The organism is Paenibacillus sp. 2TAB26 (genome assembly GCF_052115145.1).
Lineage (GTDB): Bacteria > Bacillota > Bacilli > Paenibacillales > Paenibacillaceae > Pristimantibacillus.
In genome coordinates, this window is the sequence record NZ_JBFRGC010000004.1 from 1 (window position 1) to 24061 (window position 24061).

A 24061-nucleotide genomic window follows, 5' to 3' on the forward strand; every position below is an offset into this window, starting at 1 on the left:
ATGGTAAAGGACCTGAGTTTACCTCGGAACTGGAGCAAATAAAGGCGGAGAATCGGTTCTTAAAGCAACAAATAGATGTGCTAAAAAAGTACAAGGAAATGGAAAGGAGTTGTCACCAAAAATCATAGTTGAACAGGTTGAGTTGATTCACGGGGAAGTTACGATCACCAAAGCTTGTGCATGGCTGGGTGTGCCACGTGCTACCTATTACCGATGGAGAGCAAAAAACRAAACTCGGCCATTGGAYAGCATGGTTGAAGAGATTCGAGAACTCTGCACTGAGCATAAATTCCGTTACGGATACCGAAAGATTACTGCACTGCTTCGAAAAAAGCACAAGATTAATCACAAGCGCGTACAACGAATCATGCAATGTGAGCAGCTTCAATGTCGAGTCAGAGTCAAGAAACGAAAGCATACAGGGCAGCCTGCTTATGTAGCTGAGTACCTRTTAAAGCGGCAATTTCAAGCTGAAGCACCGATGCATAAACTCGTCACGGATATTACGTATTTACCATTCGGYGGAAAAATGATGTACCTATCGAGCATCCTCGATTTATATAACGGAGAGATCGTAGCTAGCAGTCTATCCGATACGCAAGATACGGACTTTGTCCTGGATACACTTAATCAATTGCCAGCTGTGCCTGGTGCGATTCTCCATAGCGATCAGGGCAGCGTCTACACGTCCCATGGGTATCAGGAAGCTGTAAAAGGAAAAGGCATTACCATGAGCATGTCCCGCAAGGGAACGCCCGCTGATAATGCCCCCATTGAATCGTTTCATTCCACACTAAAGTCTGAAACGTTCTACCTCGAAGGGTTGACCCATACAACGACTGCAATCGTTGAACAGACCGTTCGAGACTACATCACTTACTATAACGCAATTCGTATTCAAACGAAACTAAAGAACCAGTCGCCGATTGATTACAGGCGACTGGCCGTTTAAACTTGAAGGTGTTTTGATCCCTGTCTCACAAATGGGGGTCAGTCCCTTAATTGAATGCCTCCGCCGGTTACGAAAGCATCTTCAATGGATAAAGAGCCATACACTCTAATCGGAAAATGTTTGATCAGCAGCGAAAGGGCTATCCAGTCCTGTTTTGGAATATTGTCATAAGTAAGGCTATCCGGCAAACCTGCCTTTTGAAGCAAGATGGGTATCATTTTTTCCGGCAAATAACCTTTAAGGACATTTTTAATCGTTTTTTTCGGTTCAAGCTCGGAAAGTCTTAGCGTTTCCTTATAGACCTCGTCTTTGCTTTTATCAGGCACTAAGTCAATCGCAACCTCAATATTGCCCGTCTTAAATTGCTTAAGAGCTTTCACTACAAATTGACTGCATCTTAGCACAATCGGTCCGGAAATACCGAAATGCGTAAATAGCATATCGCCTTGATGCTCAATAATCTGCTTCCCTTTCGGGTTCCAAACCGACAGTGCAACGTCTCTCAGAGATAGCCCTTGCAGCTCCTTGCTTACAATGAAGGGCTCATTTGACGTAAGCGGAACCTCAGTTGGAAAAAGCTCAGTTATCGTATGCCCGGCTTTTTCTGCCCATGCATAACCGTCGCCAGTTGAGCCGGTTTGGGGCACGGACTTGCCGCCGGAAGCTACAATGACACTGCGAGCACGGAATGTTTCACCAGCTTTTGTACGCACGCCTGTGACCCTTCCATTGTCATACATGATATGATCGACAGGAGCGTTCAGTATGATTTTGACACCTTGTTTGCGTACCTGGTTAACAAGCGTATCTACCACCGTTTTAGCTCTATCTGATACGGGGAACATGCGCCCGTTATCCTCTTCCTTTAAAGCAATGCCAAGGTTTTCAAAAAAGGCGATAATATCCTTGTTATTGAAATTGGAGAATGTACTGTGAAGAAAACGCCCATTACCGGGAATATGCTTGATCAGCTCATCCAGTTCTTTATTATTCGTTACATTGCATCGGCCGCCGCCGGATATGCCGAGTTTGCGTCCTAATTTATCGCCTTTGTCTAGGAGAAGCACTTTAGCGCCTTCCTTGCTTGCAGCAATACCCGCCATTAGTCCTGCGGAGCCTCCACCAATTACAATTGCATCATATTGCATTGCTTTCCACCTGCTATATTATTAGTAGTATTATAATACCACAAAAGAAAGGCGGCGTTTGAATGCTGCGAGATGAATGGGTCATAACTGGTGCTAAGGGGTCGCAAATATTTTTGCGGGAATGGACGTCAGAAACGAGAGCGACAAAAGCTGTCGTCTGTCTCGTACACGGGATGGGGGAGCATGGCGATCGTTATGGACATGTAGCTGCTCAGCTTACTGCTGCTGGCTTTGTACTTATAGCGCTGGATCAGCAAGGCCATGGCCGCTCTTCAGGCAAACGGGGGCATCTGCATTCACTTGGAGCAGCTGTAAGCGATGCAGCGCTTATGATTGAAGAGGCTGGCAAACGGCACCCGGGAACGCCGATCTTCTTATACGGCCACAGTATGGGCGGCAATGTAGCGCTTAATTGTGTGCTGCGACTTCAGCCTCCAATTCGTGGACTCATACTGACAAGCCCTTGGCTTCGGCTTGCATTCAAACCGCATCCAGCTGTGGAGTGGTTTGGACGCAAATTGGCAGCGGTTGTCCCGAAGATGCACCAATCTACAGGCTTAAATCCTGCCGATTTATTTCGTCCTGGCTATGACCTTGCTGCGCCAATCGTGGAAGATCCGTTATGTCATACCAAAATTACTCTCCAAACCTATATGGAGATTACCGCTGCCGGCGAGTGGGCGATCGCTCATGCATCCAGCCTGCAGGTTCCACTACTGCTTATGCACGGCACTTCTGATCGCGTAACATCCTTTGAAGCAAGCGCGCTTGTTGCTGAGCGAATCGGAGACCAATGTTATTTTAGACGCTGGGATGGCGGGTATCATGAGTTGCACAATGACGTGGAGGGGAAAGAGGCTGTTCAAGAGCTAGTTTCTTGGCTGGAAGAACAATTGTAAATAGATGTATTTTATGTTTTAATCGGATTAATAGATTGTTTCAAATAGTAAGCTATTTCACGTAAAAAACATAATATGGAATAGATTCAGAGCGTAGTAGGGGGATCGGACGTGACGTCTGTGTTAAAGGAATTGCTCTTACAATTCATTGTGTCCTTATTGCCTGTTTTCGCCTTTCAGCTTTGGTATGACAAAGACCAAAGATGGAAGGGAATACCTATTTTTATGAGCCTTTTTTGCGGTGGATCGATGGTATTGTGTATGGTGACTGCTCCTGATTTATTAGGTTATGAAGTCGATTTTCGTCTCATTCCTTATGTAATAGGATCTCTCTACGGAGGCGTGCCAACATTAGCCGTCTTAACCGTCATCTACATTGCAGTAAGAGTATCTATGCTCGAAGGCAGCTTGGAAGTCATTAACTTTATCATTTTTGTCATTGGTTTTGTTCCGCTGATGTTGTATGCGATTCCATCTTTCCAGCGTAACTCTGTTTTAGGCAAAGAACAGAAAAAACGCAGGGGCTTAGTGATCATGTCCATTTTGATCCTATACTACATTATTTCCGTTACTGGAATTATGTTATTTAATGGTATTTGGTGGTCGGATGTGATGATTTATGTGCAGTTGATCTCTGTTTGTGCATCATTAATGGCAACCTGGCTCTCTATCTTTATGATCGAAAATGTTAAGGAGAAGCAGCAGCTCTATGATGAAGTGAAACGAATGTCGGTTAATTATAGCAATGAAGTGGAGAAGCTTCAGCAATTTATAGATGAGACTTCTTTTGGGGTAGTCATTGTTGATCGTGAAGGCAAAATCACACATTTTAATGATATAGCCAAAACAGTTCTCAGTCTGCCTTCAAAGGATTCGGAAGTGAAGGACTTGCTTGGCGCCTCCTTCCCGCTTATTTTTCAAGACGGACATGGCGATGTTTGCATAAAGCTGCTTTCTCAGGCGTTAAACGGCAGGAAGAACACACTCGTTCCGTACGTTAGCGGCGATAAAATGCTGCTCTTGTCGACGATTTCGATGCGTACATCGGTTAATGCTGAAAATGCAGGCGCATCACTTATCGTTCAGGATGTAACGGAGCTTCGTCAACTTCAGAGTGAGGTTGGGCGAATGGAACGATTAAGCCTGATAGGTCAAATGGCTGCAAGCATCACTCATGAAATACGCAATCCGATGGCGGTTATTCGCGGCTTTGTCCAATTGATTCAGGAGCGCAGTCCAAAAAATCAAGAGGAATACTTTCAGATTGTGATCGATGAGCTGGATCGTGCGAATATGATTATTAGTGATTTTCTATCGCTTGCTCAAAATAGGGAATTAGCCATGGAGCTGACTTCCCTGCATGATGTTGTTAATGAACTTATACCGCTGCTTAGTGCGGATGCGAATTTGCGAGGCCAATCTATTGAAGTGAGCCTTTGCGAAGATATACCTTTAATTATGATGAACGACAGAGAAATTAAGCAGCTATTTCTTAATATTGCCCGTAACGGAATGGAAGCTATGGGTAATAAGGGCTCATTACATATTAGTACTCGTAATAATGGAAATAAAATTGAGCTGCGGATTGCCGATCAGGGTGTCGGTATACCTCCAGAGCAAATGCAGCATTTGTTCGAGCCTTTTTTCTCGACGAAGACGCAAGGAACAGGGCTTGGCCTGCCGTTATGCCTAAGCATCGCTGAGCGCCATAATGGCCGGATTGACGTTGAGTCGAAGGAAGGTGAAGGTACAGCGTTTATCGTTACTTTCACAGTGCCGGAGGAACGCGCGAGTTGAATGAAGGAGCATATTAGAGTGGAAATGGAAATACGTAAGTTGTTAGCAAACGAACAACCCCCAATGGAACTGCTCTTGTTAGCTGATCCTTCGATTAAGCTCGTAGAAGAATACATAAAACGCGGGGAAGTTTTTGTAGGTGTTATAAGCAATGAAATTATTGCAGTATTTGTACTGCTGCCAACAAGGCCCGAGACGATCGAGATCGTAAATGTAGCAGTAGCCGAGTCAAAGCAAGGCCAAGGGCTTGGAAAGCAAATGGTACTTTATGCGATTTCATATGCAAAGCTTCTAGGCTACAAAACGATTGAAATTGGAACGGGCAATTCAGGGGTCACCCAGCTTGCATTGTATCAGAAATGCGGCTTTCGAATGACGAGTATTGACCGAGACTTCTTTGTTAGACATTATCCGGAAGCGATTTATGAGAACGGAATACAGGTTGTTGATATGGTTCGTTTATCTCAGGATTTATAAGGAAAGCGCCAGCTGCGCATACTACCTCTGAAAGATAACCGGCAATTGCGGTTACATTTTATGACGAGAGGAGCGCTCACAATGACGCAGCATAATGAGGTAAAAGGTCGTTCGGCTGAGCAAGCAAAGCAGGCTAAAAATAATACGGCTGCTGACAGCAAATCACCCGAATCCGCTGGTTTTGACAAAAAGCTTGATGGACCTAATCGTCCTTCAATTTAGTGCGGAGGTGTTCATATGCCAGATCATGAGCACAAGAATGAAGATGAAATGCTTAAAGATGATCCCGCTTTAGATCCTTTTGAAATCGAATTTCTGCCTCAGTTTCGCGAAGGGCGAGGAAGCCGTGCGCCGTTTGTGAACTCACACGGCATCGTTATAGGCGATCATGAATATGAGTCTCCGGATTCACCATTGTCGCAGTGGAGCGAGGAAACAGATCCAGCTGTAATGGCTGGCGATGAATGGGTGCATCCTTTTAAGGATGTAGGTTTTCTAACCGCTGAAAATCGAGATATTTTTGAGGAGGGCCTTCAGCCGCAAGGAGGAATATTTACTCATCCTGACAAAAATGCGGCATTTGGTTTGGACAAGCCGAAAGACGCTCCTGTTTAAGCTGAAAAAGAACAGCCGGAGTGCGAGCGCTCCGGTTGCTTTATTTTGACTACGGAAGGTATAATAGTAGCTAAAATAAAGTAATTAAAGGAGTGTGTTTCGATGTCGATGTCATTCGAACGATACATGTTAGATATGGTGCAGCCTATGAGAGACGATCTTACTCGAATTGGTATTCAGGAGCTTCGCACACCTGAAGAAGTAGAAGAAAAATTGCCAAATGCAAAAGGTACGGCGCTTGTTGTTATCAATTCCGTTTGCGGATGTGCAGCAGGCCAATGTCGTCCAGGCGTGGCTGATGCGCTTCAACACGATATTACTCCTGATCATTTATACACTGTATTTGCAGGACAAGATAAAGAAGCAACAGCAAAAGCTCGTGAGTTTTTCGCTCCATATCCGCCATCTTCCCCTTCAATCGCTTTGTTGAAGGATGGAGAGCTAGTACACTTTATCGAGCGCCACCAGATCGAAAATCGTTCCGCATCGGACATTGCAGCCGATCTGACAGACGCTTTCGATCGGTTTTGCCGCTAATTAGGAAGGTAACTATGAGCTTACAACAATCCATTATTCAAAGACTTGGCGTTAAGCCGCAAATCGATCCGGAACAGGAAATTCGCAAACGGGTTGATTTCTTGAAGGAATACGTAACGAACTCGGGAACAACGGGTTTGCTTATTGCGATTAGCGGCGGAATTGACAGCGCAGTCGCAGCGGGTCTTTGCAAGCGGGCAACAGATGAGCTTAGCGCTGAAACAGGCCGCGAGTATATGACGCTTGGCGTATTTCAGCCTTATGGCGAGCAATCCGATATTGCGGATAGTTATGCAGTAGCGGAAGCGTTCCAGCTAAAGCACCGCGCGGAGACGAATATTGAAGAAGCTGTGGATGAAATCGCGATTGAAGTGGAGCATAGCTTTAAGTCGTTAGGCATTCCGCGTCATTTGAGCCGCGGCGGCAAAGGCAACGTGAAAGCGAGAACGCGGATGGTTATGCAATACGCGCTTGCATTCGACCTTAATCTGTTAGTCGTTGGTACAGATCATGCATCTGAAGCGATTACAGGCTTTTACACGAAATGGGGCGACGGAGCGGTTGATGTTACTCCGCTTAGTACGCTTAATAAACGGCAGGTTCGTGAGCTGGCCTCCCATATCGGCGTACCGCAAAGCGTGCTCGACAAAGCGCCAACGGCAGGCCTATGGGACGGACAAACCGACGAGGGCGAGCTAGGCATCACTTATGGTGATAACAGCGACTATCTCGAAGGCAAGTCCATTAGCGACGAGGCTCGCGAGAAGCTTGAAAAGCAATATTTGAAAACCGAGCATAAGCGCTCCCCGATTCCGGGTATTTAATGAGCTGCTTTAAGCTTCGAGCAGTAAAAAGACTGTCCCTTGAACCGAGAATTCGGCAGGGGACAGTCTTTTTTTGTTGCAGTGGAGCAGCATTTGATTAGCTAAGCGGACGCCAATGATGGAGGAGAAACGGCTGGAAGATAGAATATAGTAGTTGTGAAAGGAGCTGAATGCCATGAATAATACGAAGTTAATCCTTGTTGAAGGATTGCCCGGATCAGGGAAAACGAGTACGGCACGTTTTGTGAAGCAGCTATTAGATGAACAGAATATTGCCAATCGCTTGTTTTTGGAGGGGGATTTGGAGCACCCAGCCGATTATGATTCCGCGGCTTATTTTACAGAAGAACAATATAAGCAAATGCTGCAAAAATATACGGAGCAACAGCAGTTAATCATTAAGCATTCCGAGGCTAAGGCGGACGGATATATCGTATATTACGGGAAGCTGCTAAAGGAAACAGATTCGATTAATAGTGAATATTTCGGGGATTATGATGTATATAACCTCCCTTTGGAGAGGCATCAGCAGCTCATTATTGAAAAGTGGAGCGATTTTTCGAGACAGGCTATTAACGGGGATGAAGTGTACATAATGGAATGCTGTTTTTTGCAAAATCCGTTAACCGTCATGCTTGTACGAGACAATTGTTCCGAGGTTGAAATATCGACCTATATTCATGAACTGAATCGCTTGATTAAGCAGCTGAATCCGGTATTGCTCTATTTGTATCAGGATGACTTTAAACATGCATTTCCTGCAATAATTGCTGAACGGCCAACAGAATGGCTAAACTTTATTACTTGGTATTACACGGAGCAGGGCTACGGCAAAAGTAAAGAGCTCAAGGGAACTCAAGGTCTTCTCGAGGTGCTTGAGCTGCGAAAGACTTATGAATTAGCGATACTAAACGAGTTGCCGATCGATAAAATGCTGTTTAATAAAAGCAGCTTGGACTGGGACAAGATCCACAGCCAAATCCAAATCGATCTGCAAAATCGTTTAAGCAGGTGATTATCAAATGAAACCGAGAATACGATACGCGATTGCGGTTGTTATAACGATGGTGCTTGGCTACAGCTCAAGGAGCTTTGCAGATTCGCTGCCTGGGTTTGTTGCAGAGCATTTTGGCGATGCGCTTTGGGCATGCATGATTTATTATGGCTTCCGTACCATAGGGGTGCACAAAAACTTGTTTTGGGCTGCTGGCGCTAGCCTCATCTTTTGTTTTGGCATCGAGTTTAGTCAGCTCTACCAGGCGGATTGGATTAATGAGATTCGCAGGACGTTTATTGGAGCTTTAGTGCTCGGGAGCGGTTTTTTGACCGTGGATTTGATCAGGTACAGCGTAGGCGTTATGTTTGCCATAATTGTTGATCGATATTTTATTTTTAAAAAGTAAGAAGACCCTTCCACCGAAACGCGGCGGAAGGGTTTTTGATTTATGATTCAACTTGACGTACAACTGTCCAGCTCTGGGCAGCAGGCTTTAGCACAAATTTAAATAGGTGTTCTCCAGATTTCTCAATAGCAACCATAATACCATCTTGAACAGGTACGATATGATGAATTTCTCCACCCGGTACAAGTTCGGCTGCCAGCGGCGTCAAGATGGGAATGAGAGCTTCCTCCAGCCAGCACCTTTCTTGATACCATTGTGGCGGTGGTAAATCAGAAGGATAACCATCAATAGGTAAATCAAGTTCAAGAGCCATTTTTAGGGGATCGGTTGAAAGCTTACGGCCGGCACCTATCGCTGCTACGAATCGCAAGCACAGCTCAATGGTACGGAGAATTTCTTCATCATTCACTGAGCCATTTGCATAACGAATTTCCACCGTGCCTATATCAAACCAAGCCGCTGTGTTTATTCCACAACGATGAGATTGCGGACGTCCTACATGGAGAACGGCTTCATCGCTTGGATTTGCAATATAGCTCTCACGCATGTCTGGAGTAACGGGCGGGCAGAACAGCAGTCGGTGCTCGCTCGTATTCAATAGCGCTTGAATCGTTTGTTGATATTCCAGTGCGGCGTCTATAAGCGGGAGGACAGCATCTTCTCCCCATGGTTCGAGACCAATATGAACATGGAGTCCGCAGCTCCAATTGGCTGTTGCTCCTTGTTCCCTCAGCCTGTTTAACATGATCTGAATTTGCTCACGGTCTTCCCACAAGATCGGAGGCGGCTTAAGCTCACTGCCTGATTCCATACCTTGTGCATCAATTTGCCGCTCATCCAAAGAAATAACCCAACCAGGCAGCAGCTCCAAGCTTTCTGGATTTCCGCCTACAAACTCAATTTCCACGCCAAAGCGCAGCTCTTTCCAATCAACGATTTTTGGCCACATTGCCATCATCCTCTCCATTTATATAAGCTTCATCATGTAAAGAGAGGAGTCGAGGCGGACCACGAGATTAACGAGGGATTTTTTTTCTGAACATAAAATGTCCTCCTTATTCGAAAAAATGATTGTAGTTTTGAACTAAAAAAATAATGAAGAGGTATCTCTTATTATTCAAATTATATATGATTAGAAGAAAAAAGGTAAATTGAGGAGATTCGTATAATGAGCTTTACAGCTAAGCAAAAAGAGATTATTCAAAAAATAGCAATTGCAGCCCATAACCAGCCATTATTAAGCAGCGGTTTATGGTTCCACCACGATTTACGCGATAACTTTTATTATGCTTCCTATTTGCTTGCAGCTGCAGTTGATAACTCAGAACAACTGCCGTTTGAGAGAGAGGCTGCTAAACGAACTGCGGAATCTGTGCTTCTAGAGGTGCTTGCGCTGCAAGATCAGGATGTAGAAAGCGATACTTATGGACATTGGCCGCTTAGACTAGAGGATGTTCCGAAGGACTCCAAGCCAAATACGTTGCCCGTAGAGCTGATGGGGAGCTTGATGGCATTTTTTGCGAGACGCTATAGGACGTTTTTTAACGAACAGCTAATCCAAGCATTTGATACTGCCCTTATCCATATTTATCGAAGCGGCTTCTACCATCATAAAAATGTATTTGGTCATCACGATGCAAAATATACAGCTGCAAAGCTGATTTTTGGACAAATGTTTGCCGATGCTGATTTGCTGGAGGATGGTCGCAGCAATCTTCAGCTTACATTAGCCCATATTCGCAAGTATGGCATGTCCGAATACAACAGCTTGCCTTGGTTCTGGCATTGGGTGCAGGCATTCACTTGTGCTTGGTACGAAATAAAGGACGCAGCCATTAAACAAGAACTCGCCGATGTGCTTGATTTTCTCTGGAATGAGCGAGCTGCATTCTATTTGAAAGGCGCCTTTGTCGGTGCTCATTGCCGCGGTCAGAAGCATGACATGCCGCTTGATAGCAACGTTCTGCATGATTATGTGCAATTCGGTGATTTCGAGCTTCCAGAGCAAATGCCGCGGACGGAGTATGCAGGATTTTTATTTTACGAGGCGCCTGAAACAGCTCGTCGTACAGCGCTTAATCATAGTGAGCCAACTGAGGTGAAAAAGGCGATTACGAAGCTAACGGATGAAGGAGCAAGCATGCTTCACAGCTATGCCTACATTACATCGGATTTTGCAGCGGGCGGAATGTGGGAGCGATTCTCGGAGTTTGACAATGAGCAGCATCGCTGGGATATTTCTTTGCCATTGGGACTGCAAAACGGCGTGAATCAACTCTACTTCTTCCATCCGGCAGAGGCGAATGCGGTTGAAGATTTGCGGCATCAAACCGAGTTTACGGAAGTTCTTTATTACAAAAACACAATAATGGCTCTATATCCGATTCCTCCAGACAAAGACAATACGATTATCGGGTTATTGCCATGTATGGATTGGCAGCAAGAGCCGGGCATGCTTGTTGGTCAGACAGAGAATGTGTTTTTGGCGGTTTATGTCATGCAGCCTTATGAGCTGGAACAACGTTCGGATCGCTCTATCGTGACGAGCAAAGGTTCGGAAAACGGCGTAATTGTCGAAGTAATCAGCCATAACGATGCGTTGAAGAATGGCATAAGCAGCTATGAAGAATTTGTGGAACAGGCAAAAAACAATAGGCCAGCTTGGTCTGCTGAGGAAAGGCTTAGTGTGAAGTATATGAGCCATGATAAGAGCGTACTTGAGCTAAATGTTGATGGAGAAGGCAGCAGTGAGAAATTAATCAATGGCCTTTCAGTTGATTTTAGTGAATATAGAACTTAAACGAGTTGCGTATCGTTTCAGACGGAAGGAAAGCTACACTTTCCATAATTGCATAGTCATGATTCACATATCGTTCACCACTATATAGCTCTAACGAGTCATGTGATGCAGCTCCCCCATTGATACAATTTGGACAGTGAATCCAAATCGATGGGGGTATTTTTATGAAGCTTAAGAAAAAAATCGCAGGAGTCGCACTGGCAGCTATGTTGACTCTAGGAGCGGCGGCTCCAGTATTTGCGCATGACGGTTGGTCTCAGACGAGTGCACCAATCGTAGCGCCTGGTCAAGTTTCCTATGTTGAGCTTATGTATGGAAACCACTCCAACGAGCACAAGAGCTATCGGTTGGAAGGGCAGTGGGGCAGCACTTCAAAAGTATATGTGACTACGCCGGCAGGGCAGAAGTCAGATATTACAGGCACTCGTTTCTACACTGGAGAGCCAGCTACGGAAACAACGCCAGCGCTAAATAATTACTTTGTTGCGTCATTTAAATCAAATGTTCCAGGCGCGTATATTATATCAACCGAAGCAGACAGCGTGTACAAAGGTGCAGACGCTGCTACTCGTACGCTGCGCAGTGCCAAATCATTCGTAGCGATTAGCGATATTCCTGTTATTGATCGGGTTAAAGCACTTACAGGTTTCTCTAAGGAAGTAAGCCCGGATCGAGCGGAGCTCATCCCTTTGTTCAATCCTGCTGCAGTTACACCGGGTGAAAAAGTGTCGATTGAGCTGCTTCTAAAGGGCAAACCGCTTACTAATACAGCCGTTGATATTATTCGTCGCAGCAATTCTGAAGCAGTGGAGCTGAAGACCGATGATAAGGGCGTGGTTTCATTTACGACGGGTGCTGCCGATTATTACTTAGTACGTGCGAAGCCAAGCACTACGGAAGCTAAGGAAGGCGAATACAGCGCAACAAATTACGAAGCTACAATGACTTTCACGGTTCAAAATAAATCAGTGAAGCTCCCAGGCAGCGCCGTGTCTGCTAAACCACAAATTTACGTAAACGGAAACGTAGTAGCTGTAAGCAGTTTGACCGTTTCAAACGGTACGACGAAAGTAGATGCAGCGTTCATTAAGCAATACGTAGACGCAGCATATAAAGGCACAGGTGCTGTAACCCTTCGTTCCGCAGCTGAGGCAGCTGGTGCTTCTGTTGAATACTTCCCTGCCGTAGGCGGTAATCAAGCAGCTGTCGCCATTTATACGAAATAAGGATTGCAGATGAAAAAAATAAGATTGATATTTGCAATAGTAATAATATGGGCATGCCTGCCGAGCTTCGTCTCGGCGCATGCCTATATTGCGCAATCGACACCTTATGGGGATGCGGAGCTGGCGGAAGCTCCGCCTGCCATTCGAATAAAATTTACAGAGAAAATCGATACGAAGCTAAGTAATATTTCACTAAAAAGCAGTAGCGGCACTGACATTACTGGCAAGTTAAGCAGTGATGATGATCTTACGCTTGTTTATACCATTCCTAAGCTGGATAAGGGCATTTATGAAGTAAGCTGGCAGGTGTTATCGCTTGATTCTCATATAACAGACGGTTCCTTTAAATTTGCGGTAGGCGTGAAGCTTGAGGCTGTGAAACCGGATGATACGGTTTCACTGGACGGTGCTTCTGCTGGTAATACAGGGAACAGCTCTGGAAATGAAACAAAAGTGACTGACAAACCAGTAATTACAAAGAGTCCAGAGCCCACAATTAAACCTAAGCCTACAAAGAAGCCGGATATAACGCCTACGCCATCTGCATCGCCCACTCCGACTGCTATAGAAGTCAGTGAAGGGACGGCAGCTACCCCGTCTCCCACGATTTCAAGCAGTGAAGAGGTGGAGACAGCAGAGCCGGATACAAATACAAATACAAATACAAAAGATGTTGATGCGGATGCTGTGGAAGATGATAATGCTGCTCCGCAGATCGAACAGGATACGGCTAATGATCACAGCAGCCATAGCAATCACAGCGGCGACAGTGGCGCTGGAGAGGCCGAGCACGATCATACGGGTGGCCAAGGCTTCATGGTGCTGATGCGCATACTCGATATTTTGACGGCTGTTATTCTCGCTGGAATATTGTTTTTCCGATATGTCATCTGGAGAGATGATGAATCTAAGGCACCGTTTGGTTTCTCCGTCCGAGCCGAGAGACTAGTGATGGGAGCCGCGGCGCTTATTTGGCTGGTTTCCGGATTGCTTCGCTTGTCGATGCTTGCAGACCAATTCGGCGGTGTATCCATCTATGCACTAGCTAATGGAACAATGATTGGAAAGATAGCGACATTAAGAGTTGGGCTTGCTTTAATCGCACTTCTTCTCGCATTTGCCCCTATTCGGGAGAGACGATGGGCGAATATGATTAAATGGATAGCTGCAGCGGCATTGATAGTGAGCTTCCCGCTCACAGGCCATGCGAATGCTGCTTTAACCGATGTCGTATTTGGAATAGTGACCCATACGGTCCATATGTCTGCTGCCGCAATATGGTTTGGTGGCCTTGCGGGTTTGCTGTCATTAACTTTCCATAGAAATGCTGTGGAGCTCTTGAACCAAGCGGCTGTGCGTTTCGCAAAGTGGGCGCTGCCAAGCATGATCGTTATTTTGATTAGCGGAATATGGCTTTCGGCTGCTAGGCTCTCAGAATGGGGACAATTGCTCACTACAGCGTATGGCAAGCTAATCCTCGCCAAAACCATTCTCATGCTGCTTGTCGTCGTCATTGCAGCACTTCATAAGCTCGTATTCATGCCGCAAATCGCGAAAGCGAGCGCCGCAAGAGGTTTGCTAGTTGGCATCCGAATTGAGATGCTGCTTGCTGTTGCTCTATTCGTGCTGGCAGGCTGGTTGTCGACAACTTCTCCGCCGGAAGCACGCGTGGAGTCAAAGCTGGCTGAACCGATTTATTGGCATGTGATGGGTGAGCAGGCGCATATGAGTTTGCGTATTTCGGAGAATGATCAGACTGGGGATCAGGCTGTACGCCTTGATTTGTGGCTTCCTGAAGATCAGGGAACGCCTTTATCCGCGGAAGTAGCTGTTAAGATAGACTCGAATCAAGCGGAAGCGGAAAAGGAAACCGAGCAAGGAAACAAAATTGTAATTCCGCTGGAATTGCAGCCGATGGGGGAAGAGATGTTTGAATTTCCAGGCTTTACGAAATATACGTATCGTTCATCAGGTGAGTTTATCGATGATCAGAAAAAAGGGTTAATTACAGTTGATGTAAAAGACGAGAAAGGAAACAATTTCCATTATGAGCGAGCGATAGGCGACTCTCTAACGGAATAGTTGTTACTGCAAAATAAGAGGGAAAGACATGTCCATGCTTGACTTCGCTTCATGCTTCTGCTAATCTCACCATCAGGGAAAAGGCGGGTGTTAGCATGATCATCGGCATCGGACATGATTTATCAGATATTACAAGAATCGCGAAAATAGTGGATGGCCGCACAGGCAGAAGGTTTTTGGAGCGGGTGCTGTCTGCGGGCGAGCGAGAGCTGGCTTCGGAGTATACAGGCGAGCGGCTTTATCAATTCACGGCTGGACGTTTCGCTGCGAAGGAAGCGGTTGTGAAAGCTTTTGGCTGTGGAATAGGGAATATATTAGGATTCACAGACATCGAAATTTTGCGGGGAAGCTGCGGCAAACCCGAGTGCAGCTTAACGGTGGCAGCTTGGAATCGCCTAGGCTTTAGCAGAGAGGCTGTTCGAATTCATGTTACGATTACACATGAACGAAAGCTTGCTTCCGCTTTTGCTGTTGCGGAACGGATATCGGAGTAACCTTTTGCCTATACTTGGAATGTAATATACCAAGTTAGCTAGTCGAGAGGGGATGTCGACAATGAAGGAGCAGCGGCTGCAAAAAACGAATCGTCGGTTTAAAACCGGACAATGGGTTGAATTCGACGGGTTGTATTCAGACGATTGGGGCGGAGATCTAGTGCTTGTACAGGGTGATTTATTTCCGATGCATCCCCAAATGGGTGAAACGCATTGGACCTACGCCGGCCAAGCGGCACTTCATTTCATGAGCTCTCCAAAAATAAACGGCCATCATATCGGCTATTAAGCGAACATGAACAAGAAAAAAAGGATGCTTGAGCAGCATAATCTGCTCAGGCATCCTTTTTTTTCGCTAAGCCTTTGTTATTTTTTGCTTGCCAACCAATTAGAGAGCCCAGCAATTTCTTCAGCAGTCAGACGCTCTTTAAAAGCAGGCATCGAGCCTTCGCCCTCTTCAATCTGTTTCGTAATATCAGCAGCACTCATGCGCTCTCCAACTTTTTGGAGATTTGTTGCCGGGCCTACTCTGCCTTGAAGCCCGGTTCCGTGACAGCTGACGCAATTGGCCTTATAAACCGAAATCACTTCCTCCGGCCCGCTAATCGCGTTGGTTTTCTCAGTCGAGCTGTTCTCCTTGCCTCCACAGCCCGCTAGCAGTATCACAGCTAAAAAGAATGTTATTGCGATAGAAAAACCTCGGTTCCGATTCATATATAGCAATCCTTTCATTAATTGTTTATTATAGAAGATTCGGTCTTGTTCAGGGTCTTCATAAGACTTCCATATGAATTTGAATCGTTAGTTCGTATAATAGAGAAGATGTTAACCACTAGAGAGAAGATATAACTATTATATCTCAGTTTTACTTATAGGAGAATTCATGAAACCGACAATAGAAAGTATTTTGCAAAATCAGTTGAACAACATTCAAGCCGAGGTTATTATGACTGCCTATAACGAATTTGAGCCGGGCTGGTTCGAGCAAAAAACCGAGCCAGATTTTTTTCGTTTCGGTTATACAGTCAAGGGAGAAGCCCGGCTTAACATACAAAATGACACCTATTTCGTACAGCCGGGTACTCTTTATTTTTTGCCAGCGGGTACAAAACAATCTTTTGGTACAGAGGGAAATGAGAAGCTTGGGCTTTATTGGTGCCATTTCCGTTTGGAGCTTAGCGATTTTCAAGTTATAAATGCGCTGCAGCTTCCGCCATTTGTTTATGTGAAAGACAAAGAAATGATGAAAAACCTTTTTATAAAAATGAACGAATATCAGCATTGTAAATCGATTACACGAGAGCTGCGGTTAAAGTCGGTGCTTCTGGAGCTGCTTGCCTATTATTTAGAAGAAAGCCATGTGCAGAGAACAACATTTCAGCAATCGGATTTTGAGGTAAAATGGAATGAAGTGCTCGCCTATATTGAAGCAAATTTGCATCAGAATATACAAATTGAGGAGCTAGCAAAGTTTGCTTTTCTTCATCCAAACTATTTCATTACATCCTTCAAAAACATCATGGGCTGTTCGCCGATCCAATATGTGACGAATCGCCGCATCGCGATAGCAAAGCAGCTGCTTATGGAAACAGAGCTTCCTGTAGCCGTTGTTGCGAAGCAGGTTGGCATGCAAAATCATTATTTATCTCGGCTGTTCAAAAGATATACAGGCATCACGCCGGTTCAGTATAGACGGATTGGAAAAAATACCGGAACCAATCGAAAGACGCTTACAACAAGAATGAACGAGGAGAAAAGCTAATGGGAGAAATAGATGTAAAGACGTATTTTAGCACAGAGCTGCTAAATTGGTATCGGCTTATCAAACGCGATTTGCCATGGAGGATTAATAAAGATCCTTACCGGGTATGGGTATCTGAAATTATGCTGCAGCAGACGAGGGTAGACACTGTCATTCCCTATTACAACCAATTTATGAGTAAATTCCCCACAGTACGAGCGCTTGCTGAAGCTCCTGAGGAGGAAGTGCTCAAAAGCTGGGAAGGACTCGGCTACTACTCGCGTGCCCGCAATTTGCAAGCAGGTGCCAAAGAGGTCGCTCAGCGTTATGGGGGAATCGTCCCAGATGATAAAGCGTCCGTTGCTGGATTGAAAGGCGTTGGCCCTTATACTAGCGGAGCTATTATGAGCATCGCATTTAATCGTCCAGAGCCGGCAGTTGATGGTAATGTGATGCGTGTGCTCTCGCGATATTTTTGCTTGGAGGATGATATCGCAAAAGCTTCTACACGAGTAGGCATTGAGAAGCTGGCTGCTTCGCTTATTCCAGAAGGCGCCGCTGGTGACTTCAATCAAGCGCTGATGGAGCTGGGTGCTCTCGTGTGTACGCCGAAATCGCCAAGCTGTTTGCCTTGCCCTGTAATGGAGCATTGTGAGGCGAGACTAGCAGGCAGAGAAATGGAATTGCCGATCAAGACGAAGGCGAAGCCTCCTCGTCCAGAGTTTAGGGCGGCAGCGATCGTTGTTGGCAGCGGAGAAAATGCCGGCAAAGTGCTCGTAAGGCAGCGTCCAGCTACAGGCCTTCTCGCCCAGATGTGGGAGCTTCCTCATTTGCTGCTGCCGCCGGATAAGGTGAACTGGCTGGATGAAGCATCGCCGAAGGAGCAGGGCGAGCTCGCCGAGATGATCAGCCGCATGCTTGATGAGGACACAGGACTTCTTATTCGTCCGCGCAGCTGGTTTACAGATGCTGATCATATTTTTAGTCATATTCATTGGAAAATGCGTTTTTATTTAGCCGATTTGGGTGAAACGCCTTATTCAGCTGTAGACGCAGACATCGCAGCTGCATCGGACAACGCAGCTATTGCTGCGGAGGCAGCGTCCTCTTATGAAGTGAATCAAAATGCGGCAGCTATAGATGTTTCTACTGAGGAACATAATGAGCAGCCGGGCACTTACCGATGGATTTCAAAGGAAGATATGGACACGCTGCCGTTTCCGAATTTATTTTTGCGCATTTTAAAGCAATTTTGGGAATAAATGATTATAAGAGTCGGAGGAGAAGCAAATGAGCAATATGCTGGAGCTGCTCTTGCAGCACAAAATCGTAGCCATTTTACGAGGAATTGAAGATCGGCATGCAGATGATACAGCGCAGGCTTTAATAGACGGCGGCATTCATATGATGGAAATTACAATGAACACGGGCGGAGCAGCGGCTATGATAGAGCGTTGGCGTTCGAAGTTTGATGGAAAAGCTGCAGTAGGTGCCGGCACAGTAACGGATGTAGACCTTGCTAAGGAGGCTGTGGCGGCAGGTGCCCAATATCTCATATCGCCTAACCTAGATGAGGAAGTTATTGCATATGGCCGCGAGCACGGCCTCTCTGTATGGCCCGGTGTTATGACACCGACTGAAATTGTGAAAGCTTGGAAGGCAGGAGCGGATGCTGTAAAAATTTTTCCAATGGGCACGCTCGGCATAGGTTACTTGCAGGAAATTCGCGGACCTTTAAACGATATTCCGATGATTGCTACTGGCGGAGTGGATTTACATAATATTGCAGATTACTTTAAGGCAGGAGCAAATGCTGTTGGAATGGGCAGCAAGCTCGTTAATTTGGAATGGGTTCGCGAAGGGAAATTCGCTCAAGTAACGGAACGAGCACGGCAATTCGTAGATATCGTAAGCAAGTTATAGAGCAAGGAGGTTATCTCATGGATGTTGTCTTATGGATCGTTATCATCTTCTTTATTATTGTTTTGCTGCTTGCAGCGCTAATCTGGCAAATGGGCGCGCGCAGCCAGAAGCCACGAAAGATTATGAATGCGGAGACTCCTCTTGTCGACACGCAGTGGCAATCCTTAACGTTCACTAATCATGGCTCTAAGCTGGAAGGCTGGCTGCTTCAGCCTGCTTCCAACGACTTGTTAAAGGACGGACTTGCGCCTCTTATTATTATTGCGCATGGCTGGGGGTCGAATCGGACGAGAGTGCTTAGGTATACGCGTCCGATTTATGAAGCAGGGTTCGCTATATTGATGTATGATGCGCGCAGCCACGGCAACAGCGATTCGATTTCTGCGCCTTCCGCGCTCATGTTTCGGGATGATGTGCTCGCTGCTCTTGATACAGCCAAAAGTTTGCCAGGTATGGATCCAGACCGAATTGCCATACTAGGTCATTCTCTTGGCGGATTTGGAGCGCTGCTTGCGCTTGATCAAGGCATGAAGGTGAGAGCGGTCGTAACGGATTCAATGCCCGTCCATTTCGATACGATGATGAAATCGGAATTGCGACGCAAAAAACTGCCGCTTTTCCCGCTAGCCTATCTGATTCCGATGATATGGCTAATTCGTTCACGCATATCGTGGTCGCAGTTTAAAGAGGCCAGCATTCCTGCTGTAATAGCTAAACATGCCGGCAGCTCCGACATTGGCCGTACACCGATTATGATGATTCATTCGAATGGTGATGAGTTTATTAGTGCGGAGGATCTGAAGCAGCTGAAAGAGCAATTGCCAGATCATCTGATTCAAACACTGTTCGTATCGACCAAAGGACATAGCACTTCCGAGCAAGATTCTAGCTTTTGGGAGAAGGTTATTCCTTTTTTGCTGGAATCCATGGAGTATGCTTCTATCAAAAAGGAAGCCCGCGGCACGAGGCTGCAGGCTTCAAGAGAGAATATATAATAAAGGGGGGTCATGAATTTATTATATAAGCATAAGATGAAACCAAGATGAGAGAAATATTACAGTTTGATTACAAGGCTGCTAACGTATAAGCGGGCATCCCTTCTAGTTGAAAATATAAATGTGAAGAAGTTTCCGATAAATGGTCGCTTTCTTTCACTTATTGTTAAGGAGGTTCGAATGCGTAGAGTAGCTTCTAAATTGTTGGTGGTTGTTGTTATCGTAGTAGCTGCATTTTGTCTTGACCTCAAGCTGGATTTATTTCCGGCGGCAGCAGAGTCGGAGGAGGTGGCCGCCTTGGATGAAACGAATAAGATGGAGCGCTTGGAGCTCGAGCTTGCTAAACATTTCAAAGCCAGGTCCGAGCGGTTTTCAGTGACATACACGGGGGACAAGCAGGAACTATCGAAGAAAATGACAGAGGTCATTCGTGCTGCTTTAAAGCATGATGATTATTCAGCCTACATTCTTGAATCCTACATCTACACCATTCGCAGCTGGGGAAATAAATCGACGATTGCTCTGGAAGCCAGATACCGCGAGACACTGGAACAAACGGCAGTTGTAGATCGCACCGTTGCAAAGGCGCTCCAATCTATAATAGAGCCGGGAATGAATGAGCATGAGAAAATAAAAGCCATTCACGACTGGGTCGTTAGCCATGTGGAGTATGATAAAACATTGAAGCATTACACTGCTTATGATGCGGTGACACTCGGAGAAACCGTGTGTCAAGGATACTCATTGCTAGGCTATAAAATGCTGAAGCAAGCGGGACTGACGGTTTTAATCGCAGAGGGTACTGTGAATACGGGCGAGCATGCATGGAATATGGTGCAGGTAGACGGTGTTTGGTACCATTTGGATCTAACCTGGGATGATCCGGTCGCAGCAGCATCAGCAGGAAGCCAAATCACGGCACAAAAAGTTTCGCCAAGCGAGAGTACGATTCGTTATAACTATTATTTGAGAACGGATGAGGAACTGCGCGTTGATCACCAGTGGACTAGAACTTATCCTGCTGCAAACGTCTCCTATGCGGATACGATTCGTGAGTTGGAGAAGCAAGGGGTGCAAACGGAGCGCAGCCGCTTCAGCAGGCTGAAGATCGCACTTGGCCTGCACTGGCTTGAACCGGAATATACGGTATCAAGCTCAGCGCAGCTGAATCAAGTTATACAATCGGCGCTTGATTCCAAGGCAGGGAGCCTGTCATTCAGATATGAGCAAGGTGATCAATTCCCAGCAGCTTTAAAGGCTGCCTTCAAACGTATAAACGTAGCAGTTGGCTATCGGGCAAGCTATGAGCCTTATGCTGGCGATCAATCACTTCTTGTTAATCTTCAGCTGGAATATACGAAATAATAGGATGAGGTGCAGAGGGCTGCACCTCATTTTGTTCCAATAGGAAAGGGGGTGCATTTCTGCACCCCCTTTCCTATTGGAGTAAATCAATTATTGCTCATTTTTTCTCGCTGCGGTCATTTGCTGCCATACAGAGCCGGCGGCTTCTTCACCGCGTTCAATACGTTCAAGCGCCATTTTGGCTTGAAGCTGAATTTCAAATTCATTATCGTTTGCGGCTTCACGCAGCGCATCGATCGCAGATTCATCTCCTGCTTCATAGAGGAAGCGTGCCGCGCGCCAGCGGACAAGCTTGTTTTTGTCACGGAGCGATTCAATCATCGGTCCAACCGCAGCGGGATCACCAAGATCAGACAGCGTGTCGCCAGCCGTCCTTCTAACGGATGTTGAGGAATCACGCAGCGCCATAAACAAATACGGCAGCGCTTCAGGCGCTCGCAGATCGCCAAGATAGATAACGGCAAGACGACGAATGGATGTGTTCTCATCCTTTATCGCTTGTGCAAGCAAAGGCAAACCTTCTATAGCGGAAACGTATCTCTCCAATGCTGCGTAACGAACCTGCCAATCCGGTGAGGCGAACTGCTCTTGCGCTTGTTCAAAAGTTAGCGGAGCTGGCCTTACGACAGCTGGAGCTTCTCCTTCAGCACCAGCATTCCCTTGCTCAATAGCTGCTTGCACAAGAGTGTCCAATCTCTCACTCGAATAGGAAGCTTCCAGCTCGCGTACAATTTCAGCTGCAATTTCCTCGGGCTCTCCGTAGCGAACGCCAAACTCCTCCAGCTTGCGCTCGCGAATCATGCCAGAGCCAGCGGCAAGGTTAACTGCCTCGCCAAACTGTGGCGGAAGCGCTGAACGTGCCTCGATGTCTCCCATTCTTACGCGCACCTGCATCGGAATGCCGCGATACATTTGAACGAGCACCTGTGCTTCGCCAAAGCTAGTTGAAGGTCCTTTCCCGCCGCTCTCGCCGTTGTCGCCATCAGCAACCTTCTGCAGCAATTGTCCTGCTTCAGCGAGTATAGCTGCCCAATCTGCTCCAGGCTTGCGGTCAAGCGCAATAAAGTCAGCTGTACGGAATAAGCTTTTCACTCCGTTTATTTGCAAAAGCTGCTGAAGCAGCTCAGGAGCGTCGCTTGCTTCACTCGTTTTGTAGGTGAGTCTGCGTCCGCGAGGGAGCATCTCATCGACGTTCAGCTTCATGGAATTGGGACTCGGCGTTGGTTCTATTGAAATTAGTTTCATAAGGAAACCTCCTGGGCTAATTGATATTTAGACGCTCATCTGCTTCATTTATGTAACAAATGCTGCGTCGAAAGCGTAATCTTATGTGTAAATGCTTTATAACCAAGTGTAACTGATTTTATGTTAGGATGCGAACGATGAAACGAGAGATTGTCTCTAATTCACATTTCTGGATAGACTGTCATACGGGTGCGTGGATGATTTCGCATAAATAACATATTTGCATTGAGTACCGCTGGCTTGGTATCTTAATAAAACAAGAAATGAATGCGAAGGAGGGATGGACGGTTGAAGTTAAAACGATTTGCTAATATAGATCCTATCGAGCAGCACACTTCAATGAAGCAGTTCAAAAGATGGCGTCAGGAACGCATTCGCAAGCTGAGAATGAAAGATTATTCATTCACCGTTCCGAATGTTGAACCTGACATCGCATACTTGGAAAATAACCGAAAATGGCCTTCTATTACTTGGGTAGGGCATTCCACTTTTTTTATTCAATTCGGTGGATTGAACATTATTACAGACCCTGTATGGTCGACTCAAATGGCATTTCAAAAAAGACTTTCAGCGCCAGGTATCAAGGTAGAGGACGTTCCGCCTATTGATATCGTGCTAATATCGCATTCTCATTATGATCATTTAAATATAAATTCGCTGCGCAGACTGGTTGGCGCTAGACAATTGCTTGTGCCTGCAGGACTAGGTGCCAAGCTTCGCAAGAAGGGCTTTCTTAGAATTAAGGAGCTGCACTGGTGGGAATCCGTTATGTATAACGGCGTAAAATTCACTTTTGTGCCTTCACAGCATTCGACTCGCCGCAATCCATGGGATACGAATAGCTCGCACTGGGGAGGCTTTGTCATTGAGCGTCCAGCATCACGCAGCGAAAAGCTTGTAAGCCATGTTCGTGATACTTTTGCGGCTAGTAACGGAATGGAATCAGCTGCAGAGTCGCGAGCGCAAATCGCAAGCGCATCCGAGCCGGCAGCTGCTCGGAGTTGTCCGTTTTTTAGCGGTGCAGCATCCGTCGAGCGGCCAATCATATCTGATTTCCCTACTATTTATTTCGCAGGGGACAGCGGTTATTTTCAAGGCTTCAAGGAGATCGGCCGCCGCTTCCCGGTTGATGTAGCGTTATTGCCGATTGGAGCTTATGAGCCGGAATGGTTCATGGCGCCGCAGCATATTACGCCGGAGCAAGCGCTCCAAGCCTTCGATGATTTGGAGGCCAAGTGGTTTATTCCTATGCACTATGGTGCGTTTAAGCTTGCGGATGATACACCTCGTGAAGCGCTCGATCGCTTGGAAGCTGAACGTAGAAAACGATGTATTTCTGACGAGCGAATTCTAGTTCTGCCGCATGGCGAGACATGGCGTATGTCCGGGAAATAACAAACGAGGACAAAGGTTTGCCAAATTCGAGCAATGACGAAGGTAAGCGAAACCGTTATACTTGCTAAGTATAAGTATGCATAGTGGAATAATTTTAGGGAGCTTAGGTTTGCATGCGCAAATCTAAGCTTATCTTACGAAGC

At 46.1% G+C, this 24061-nt stretch carries 25 protein-coding genes and 1 pseudogene; 21 read left to right on the forward strand and 5 right to left on the reverse strand.

What is annotated here, in order from left to right:
- Positions 1–952 (forward strand): annotated as a pseudogene (locus tag AB4Z50_RS04475) (IS3 family transposase); the annotation flags it as partial.
- Positions 953–990: 38 nt separating this feature from the next.
- On the opposite strand, the gene AB4Z50_RS04480 reads toward AB4Z50_RS04475, so the two are convergent.
- Positions 991–2100, reverse strand: a complete 1110-nt coding sequence (locus AB4Z50_RS04480; protein WP_441876201.1) for an NAD(P)/FAD-dependent oxidoreductase — start codon at positions 2098–2100, stop codon at positions 991–993.
- Positions 2101–2162: 62 nt separating this feature from the next.
- Here AB4Z50_RS04480 and AB4Z50_RS04485 point away from each other — a divergent pair, with 62 nt between their 5' ends.
- The 7 genes from AB4Z50_RS04485 to nadE all read left to right on the forward strand — a co-directional run bounded on the left by AB4Z50_RS04485 (position 2163) and on the right by nadE (position 7249).
- Complete coding sequence (locus AB4Z50_RS04485; protein ID WP_441876204.1) at positions 2163–2999, forward strand: alpha/beta hydrolase; 837 nt, start codon at positions 2163–2165, stop codon at positions 2997–2999.
- 111 nt (positions 3000–3110) lie between these two features.
- Positions 3111–4796 (forward strand): ATP-binding protein, encoded by a 1686-nt coding sequence (locus AB4Z50_RS04490; protein ID WP_441876207.1) that lies wholly within the window; start codon positions 3111–3113, stop codon positions 4794–4796.
- Positions 4797–4820: 24 nt separating this feature from the next.
- Complete coding sequence (locus tag AB4Z50_RS04495) at positions 4821–5273, forward strand: GNAT family N-acetyltransferase (protein WP_441876871.1); 453 nt, start codon at positions 4821–4823, stop codon at positions 5271–5273.
- An 81-nt stretch (positions 5274–5354) separates the two neighbouring features.
- Positions 5355–5495 (forward strand): hypothetical protein, encoded by a 141-nt coding sequence (locus tag AB4Z50_RS04500; RefSeq protein ID WP_441876210.1) that lies wholly within the window; start codon positions 5355–5357, stop codon positions 5493–5495.
- Positions 5496–5510: 15 nt separating this feature from the next.
- Positions 5511–5888: a DUF3905 domain-containing protein gene (locus AB4Z50_RS04505; RefSeq protein WP_441876213.1), complete on the forward strand. Its 378-nt coding sequence runs from the start codon at positions 5511–5513 to the stop codon at positions 5886–5888.
- A gap of 102 nt (positions 5889–5990) precedes the next feature.
- Positions 5991–6425, forward strand: a complete 435-nt coding sequence (locus tag AB4Z50_RS04510) for a BrxA/BrxB family bacilliredoxin (protein WP_076268955.1) — start codon at positions 5991–5993, stop codon at positions 6423–6425.
- Positions 6426–6439: 14 nt separating this feature from the next.
- Positions 6440–7249 carry an ammonia-dependent NAD(+) synthetase gene (nadE, locus tag AB4Z50_RS04515; RefSeq protein ID WP_339204629.1) on the forward strand — a complete coding sequence of 270 codons (810 nt, stop codon included), beginning with the start codon at positions 6440–6442 and terminating at the stop codon, positions 7247–7249.
- Positions 7250–7258: 9 nt separating this feature from the next.
- On the opposite strand, the gene AB4Z50_RS04520 is transcribed toward nadE, so the two are convergent.
- Entirely contained in the window at positions 7259–7426 is a 168-nt protein-coding gene (locus tag AB4Z50_RS04520) for a hypothetical protein (protein ID WP_441876218.1), read from the reverse strand.
- Between AB4Z50_RS04520 and AB4Z50_RS04525 the strand changes: the two genes are divergently transcribed.
- A complete protein-coding gene (locus tag AB4Z50_RS04525) occupies positions 7425–8264 on the forward strand; it encodes a hypothetical protein (RefSeq protein ID WP_441876221.1) in 840 nt (279 codons plus the stop codon). The genes AB4Z50_RS04520 and AB4Z50_RS04525 overlap by 2 nt on opposite strands.
- A 7-nt stretch (positions 8265–8271) precedes the next feature.
- Positions 8272–8652, forward strand: coding sequence for a DUF2809 domain-containing protein (locus AB4Z50_RS04530; protein ID WP_441876224.1), 381 nt, complete (start codon positions 8272–8274; stop codon positions 8650–8652).
- Between the two features lie 40 nt (positions 8653–8692).
- Here AB4Z50_RS04530 and AB4Z50_RS04535 read toward each other — a convergent pair whose 3' ends face one another.
- The gene (locus AB4Z50_RS04535; RefSeq protein ID WP_441876227.1) at positions 8693–9607 is read right to left on the reverse strand and encodes an amidoligase family protein; all 915 of its coding nucleotides are present in this window, start codon (positions 9605–9607) and stop codon (positions 8693–8695) included.
- A gap of 213 nt (positions 9608–9820) precedes the next feature.
- Between AB4Z50_RS04535 and AB4Z50_RS04540 the strand changes: the two genes are divergently transcribed.
- The 5 genes from AB4Z50_RS04540 to AB4Z50_RS04560 all read left to right on the forward strand — a co-directional run bounded on the left by AB4Z50_RS04540 (position 9821) and on the right by AB4Z50_RS04560 (position 15543).
- Positions 9821–11452: a hypothetical protein gene (locus AB4Z50_RS04540; protein ID WP_441876230.1), complete on the forward strand. Its 1632-nt coding sequence runs from the start codon at positions 9821–9823 to the stop codon at positions 11450–11452.
- A gap of 164 nt (positions 11453–11616) precedes the next feature.
- Entirely contained in the window at positions 11617–12678 is a 1062-nt protein-coding gene (locus tag AB4Z50_RS04545; RefSeq protein WP_441876233.1) for a DUF4198 domain-containing protein, read from the forward strand.
- Positions 12679–12687: 9 nt separating this feature from the next.
- On the forward strand, positions 12688–14760 hold the full coding sequence (locus AB4Z50_RS04550; RefSeq protein WP_441876236.1) for a CopD family protein: 2073 nt from the start codon (positions 12688–12690) through the stop codon (positions 14758–14760).
- 95 nt (positions 14761–14855) lie between these two features.
- Positions 14856–15254, forward strand: a complete 399-nt coding sequence (gene acpS, locus AB4Z50_RS04555) for a holo-ACP synthase (protein ID WP_430059712.1) — start codon at positions 14856–14858, stop codon at positions 15252–15254.
- 61 nt (positions 15255–15315) lie between these two features.
- Positions 15316–15543: a hypothetical protein gene (locus AB4Z50_RS04560; protein ID WP_441876239.1), complete on the forward strand. Its 228-nt coding sequence runs from the start codon at positions 15316–15318 to the stop codon at positions 15541–15543.
- A gap of 77 nt (positions 15544–15620) precedes the next feature.
- Here AB4Z50_RS04560 and AB4Z50_RS04565 read toward each other — a convergent pair whose 3' ends face one another.
- Complete coding sequence (locus AB4Z50_RS04565) at positions 15621–15968, reverse strand: c-type cytochrome (RefSeq protein WP_441876242.1); 348 nt, start codon at positions 15966–15968, stop codon at positions 15621–15623.
- 169 nt (positions 15969–16137) lie between these two features.
- Between AB4Z50_RS04565 and AB4Z50_RS04570 the strand changes: the two genes are divergently transcribed.
- The 5 genes from AB4Z50_RS04570 to AB4Z50_RS04590 all read left to right on the forward strand — a co-directional run bounded on the left by AB4Z50_RS04570 (position 16138) and on the right by AB4Z50_RS04590 (position 21278).
- A complete protein-coding gene (locus tag AB4Z50_RS04570; RefSeq protein WP_441876245.1) occupies positions 16138–17016 on the forward strand; it encodes an AraC family transcriptional regulator in 879 nt (292 codons plus the stop codon).
- Complete coding sequence (gene mutY, locus AB4Z50_RS04575; RefSeq protein WP_441876248.1) at positions 17016–18257, forward strand: A/G-specific adenine glycosylase; 1242 nt, start codon at positions 17016–17018, stop codon at positions 18255–18257. The genes AB4Z50_RS04570 and mutY overlap by 1 nt, the downstream gene beginning before the upstream one ends.
- Positions 18258–18285: 28 nt before the next feature.
- The gene (locus tag AB4Z50_RS04580) at positions 18286–18918 is read left to right on the forward strand and encodes a bifunctional 4-hydroxy-2-oxoglutarate aldolase/2-dehydro-3-deoxy-phosphogluconate aldolase (RefSeq protein ID WP_076268942.1); all 633 of its coding nucleotides are present in this window, start codon (positions 18286–18288) and stop codon (positions 18916–18918) included.
- 17 nt (positions 18919–18935) lie between these two features.
- Positions 18936–19913 carry an alpha/beta hydrolase gene (locus AB4Z50_RS04585; protein ID WP_441876252.1) on the forward strand — a complete coding sequence of 326 codons (978 nt, stop codon included), beginning with the start codon at positions 18936–18938 and terminating at the stop codon, positions 19911–19913.
- Positions 19914–20093: 180 nt separating this feature from the next.
- Positions 20094–21278, forward strand: a complete 1185-nt coding sequence (locus AB4Z50_RS04590; protein ID WP_441876255.1) for a transglutaminase domain-containing protein — start codon at positions 20094–20096, stop codon at positions 21276–21278.
- A gap of 90 nt (positions 21279–21368) precedes the next feature.
- On the opposite strand, the gene AB4Z50_RS04595 is transcribed toward AB4Z50_RS04590, so the two are convergent.
- On the reverse strand, positions 21369–22523 hold the full coding sequence (locus tag AB4Z50_RS04595; RefSeq protein ID WP_441876258.1) for a virulence factor: 1155 nt from the start codon (positions 22521–22523) through the stop codon (positions 21369–21371).
- 267 nt (positions 22524–22790) lie between these two features.
- On the opposite strand from AB4Z50_RS04595, the gene AB4Z50_RS04600 reads away from it, so the two are divergent.
- Positions 22791–23918: an MBL fold metallo-hydrolase gene (locus AB4Z50_RS04600; protein ID WP_441876261.1), complete on the forward strand. Its 1128-nt coding sequence runs from the start codon at positions 22791–22793 to the stop codon at positions 23916–23918.
- Positions 23919–24061 lie beyond the last annotated feature (143 nt).

Coding starts and splice junctions, on each gene's coding strand:
- AB4Z50_RS04585 (WP_441876252.1), top strand. CDS start 18,936: ATGGATGTTGTCTTATGGATCGTTATCATCTTCTTTATTATTGTTTTG.
- AB4Z50_RS04535 (WP_441876227.1), bottom strand. CDS start 9,607: ATGGCAATGTGGCCAAAAATCGTTGATTGGAAAGAGCTGCGCTTTGGC.
- AB4Z50_RS04485 (WP_441876204.1), top strand. CDS start 2,163: ATGCTGCGAGATGAATGGGTCATAACTGGTGCTAAGGGGTCGCAAATA.
- AB4Z50_RS04505 (WP_441876213.1), top strand. CDS start 5,511: ATGCCAGATCATGAGCACAAGAATGAAGATGAAATGCTTAAAGATGAT.
- AB4Z50_RS04580 (WP_076268942.1), top strand. CDS start 18,286: ATGAGCAATATGCTGGAGCTGCTCTTGCAGCACAAAATCGTAGCCATT.
- AB4Z50_RS04495 (WP_441876871.1), top strand. CDS start 4,821: ATGGAAATACGTAAGTTGTTAGCAAACGAACAACCCCCAATGGAACTG.
- AB4Z50_RS04590 (WP_441876255.1), top strand. CDS start 20,094: ATGCGTAGAGTAGCTTCTAAATTGTTGGTGGTTGTTGTTATCGTAGTA.
- AB4Z50_RS04530 (WP_441876224.1), top strand. CDS start 8,272: ATGAAACCGAGAATACGATACGCGATTGCGGTTGTTATAACGATGGTG.
- mutY (WP_441876248.1), top strand. CDS start 17,016: ATGGGAGAAATAGATGTAAAGACGTATTTTAGCACAGAGCTGCTAAAT.
- AB4Z50_RS04520 (WP_441876218.1), bottom strand. CDS start 7,426: ATGGCATTCAGCTCCTTTCACAACTACTATATTCTATCTTCCAGCCGT.
- AB4Z50_RS04600 (WP_441876261.1), top strand. CDS start 22,791: ATGCGAAGGAGGGATGGACGGTTGAAGTTAAAACGATTTGCTAATATA.
- AB4Z50_RS04525 (WP_441876221.1), top strand. CDS start 7,425: ATGAATAATACGAAGTTAATCCTTGTTGAAGGATTGCCCGGATCAGGG.
- AB4Z50_RS04570 (WP_441876245.1), top strand. CDS start 16,138: ATGAAACCGACAATAGAAAGTATTTTGCAAAATCAGTTGAACAACATT.
- AB4Z50_RS04540 (WP_441876230.1), top strand. CDS start 9,821: ATGAGCTTTACAGCTAAGCAAAAAGAGATTATTCAAAAAATAGCAATT.
- AB4Z50_RS04565 (WP_441876242.1), bottom strand. CDS start 15,968: ATGAATCGGAACCGAGGTTTTTCTATCGCAATAACATTCTTTTTAGCT.
- AB4Z50_RS04560 (WP_441876239.1), top strand. CDS start 15,316: ATGAAGGAGCAGCGGCTGCAAAAAACGAATCGTCGGTTTAAAACCGGA.
- nadE (WP_339204629.1), top strand. CDS start 6,440: ATGAGCTTACAACAATCCATTATTCAAAGACTTGGCGTTAAGCCGCAA.
- AB4Z50_RS04595 (WP_441876258.1), bottom strand. CDS start 22,523: ATGAAACTAATTTCAATAGAACCAACGCCGAGTCCCAATTCCATGAAG.
- AB4Z50_RS04545 (WP_441876233.1), top strand. CDS start 11,617: ATGAAGCTTAAGAAAAAAATCGCAGGAGTCGCACTGGCAGCTATGTTG.
- AB4Z50_RS04500 (WP_441876210.1), top strand. CDS start 5,355: ATGACGCAGCATAATGAGGTAAAAGGTCGTTCGGCTGAGCAAGCAAAG.
- acpS (WP_430059712.1), top strand. CDS start 14,856: ATGATCATCGGCATCGGACATGATTTATCAGATATTACAAGAATCGCG.
- AB4Z50_RS04480 (WP_441876201.1), bottom strand. CDS start 2,100: ATGCAATATGATGCAATTGTAATTGGTGGAGGCTCCGCAGGACTAATG.
- AB4Z50_RS04550 (WP_441876236.1), top strand. CDS start 12,688: ATGAAAAAAATAAGATTGATATTTGCAATAGTAATAATATGGGCATGC.
- AB4Z50_RS04510 (WP_076268955.1), top strand. CDS start 5,991: ATGTCGATGTCATTCGAACGATACATGTTAGATATGGTGCAGCCTATG.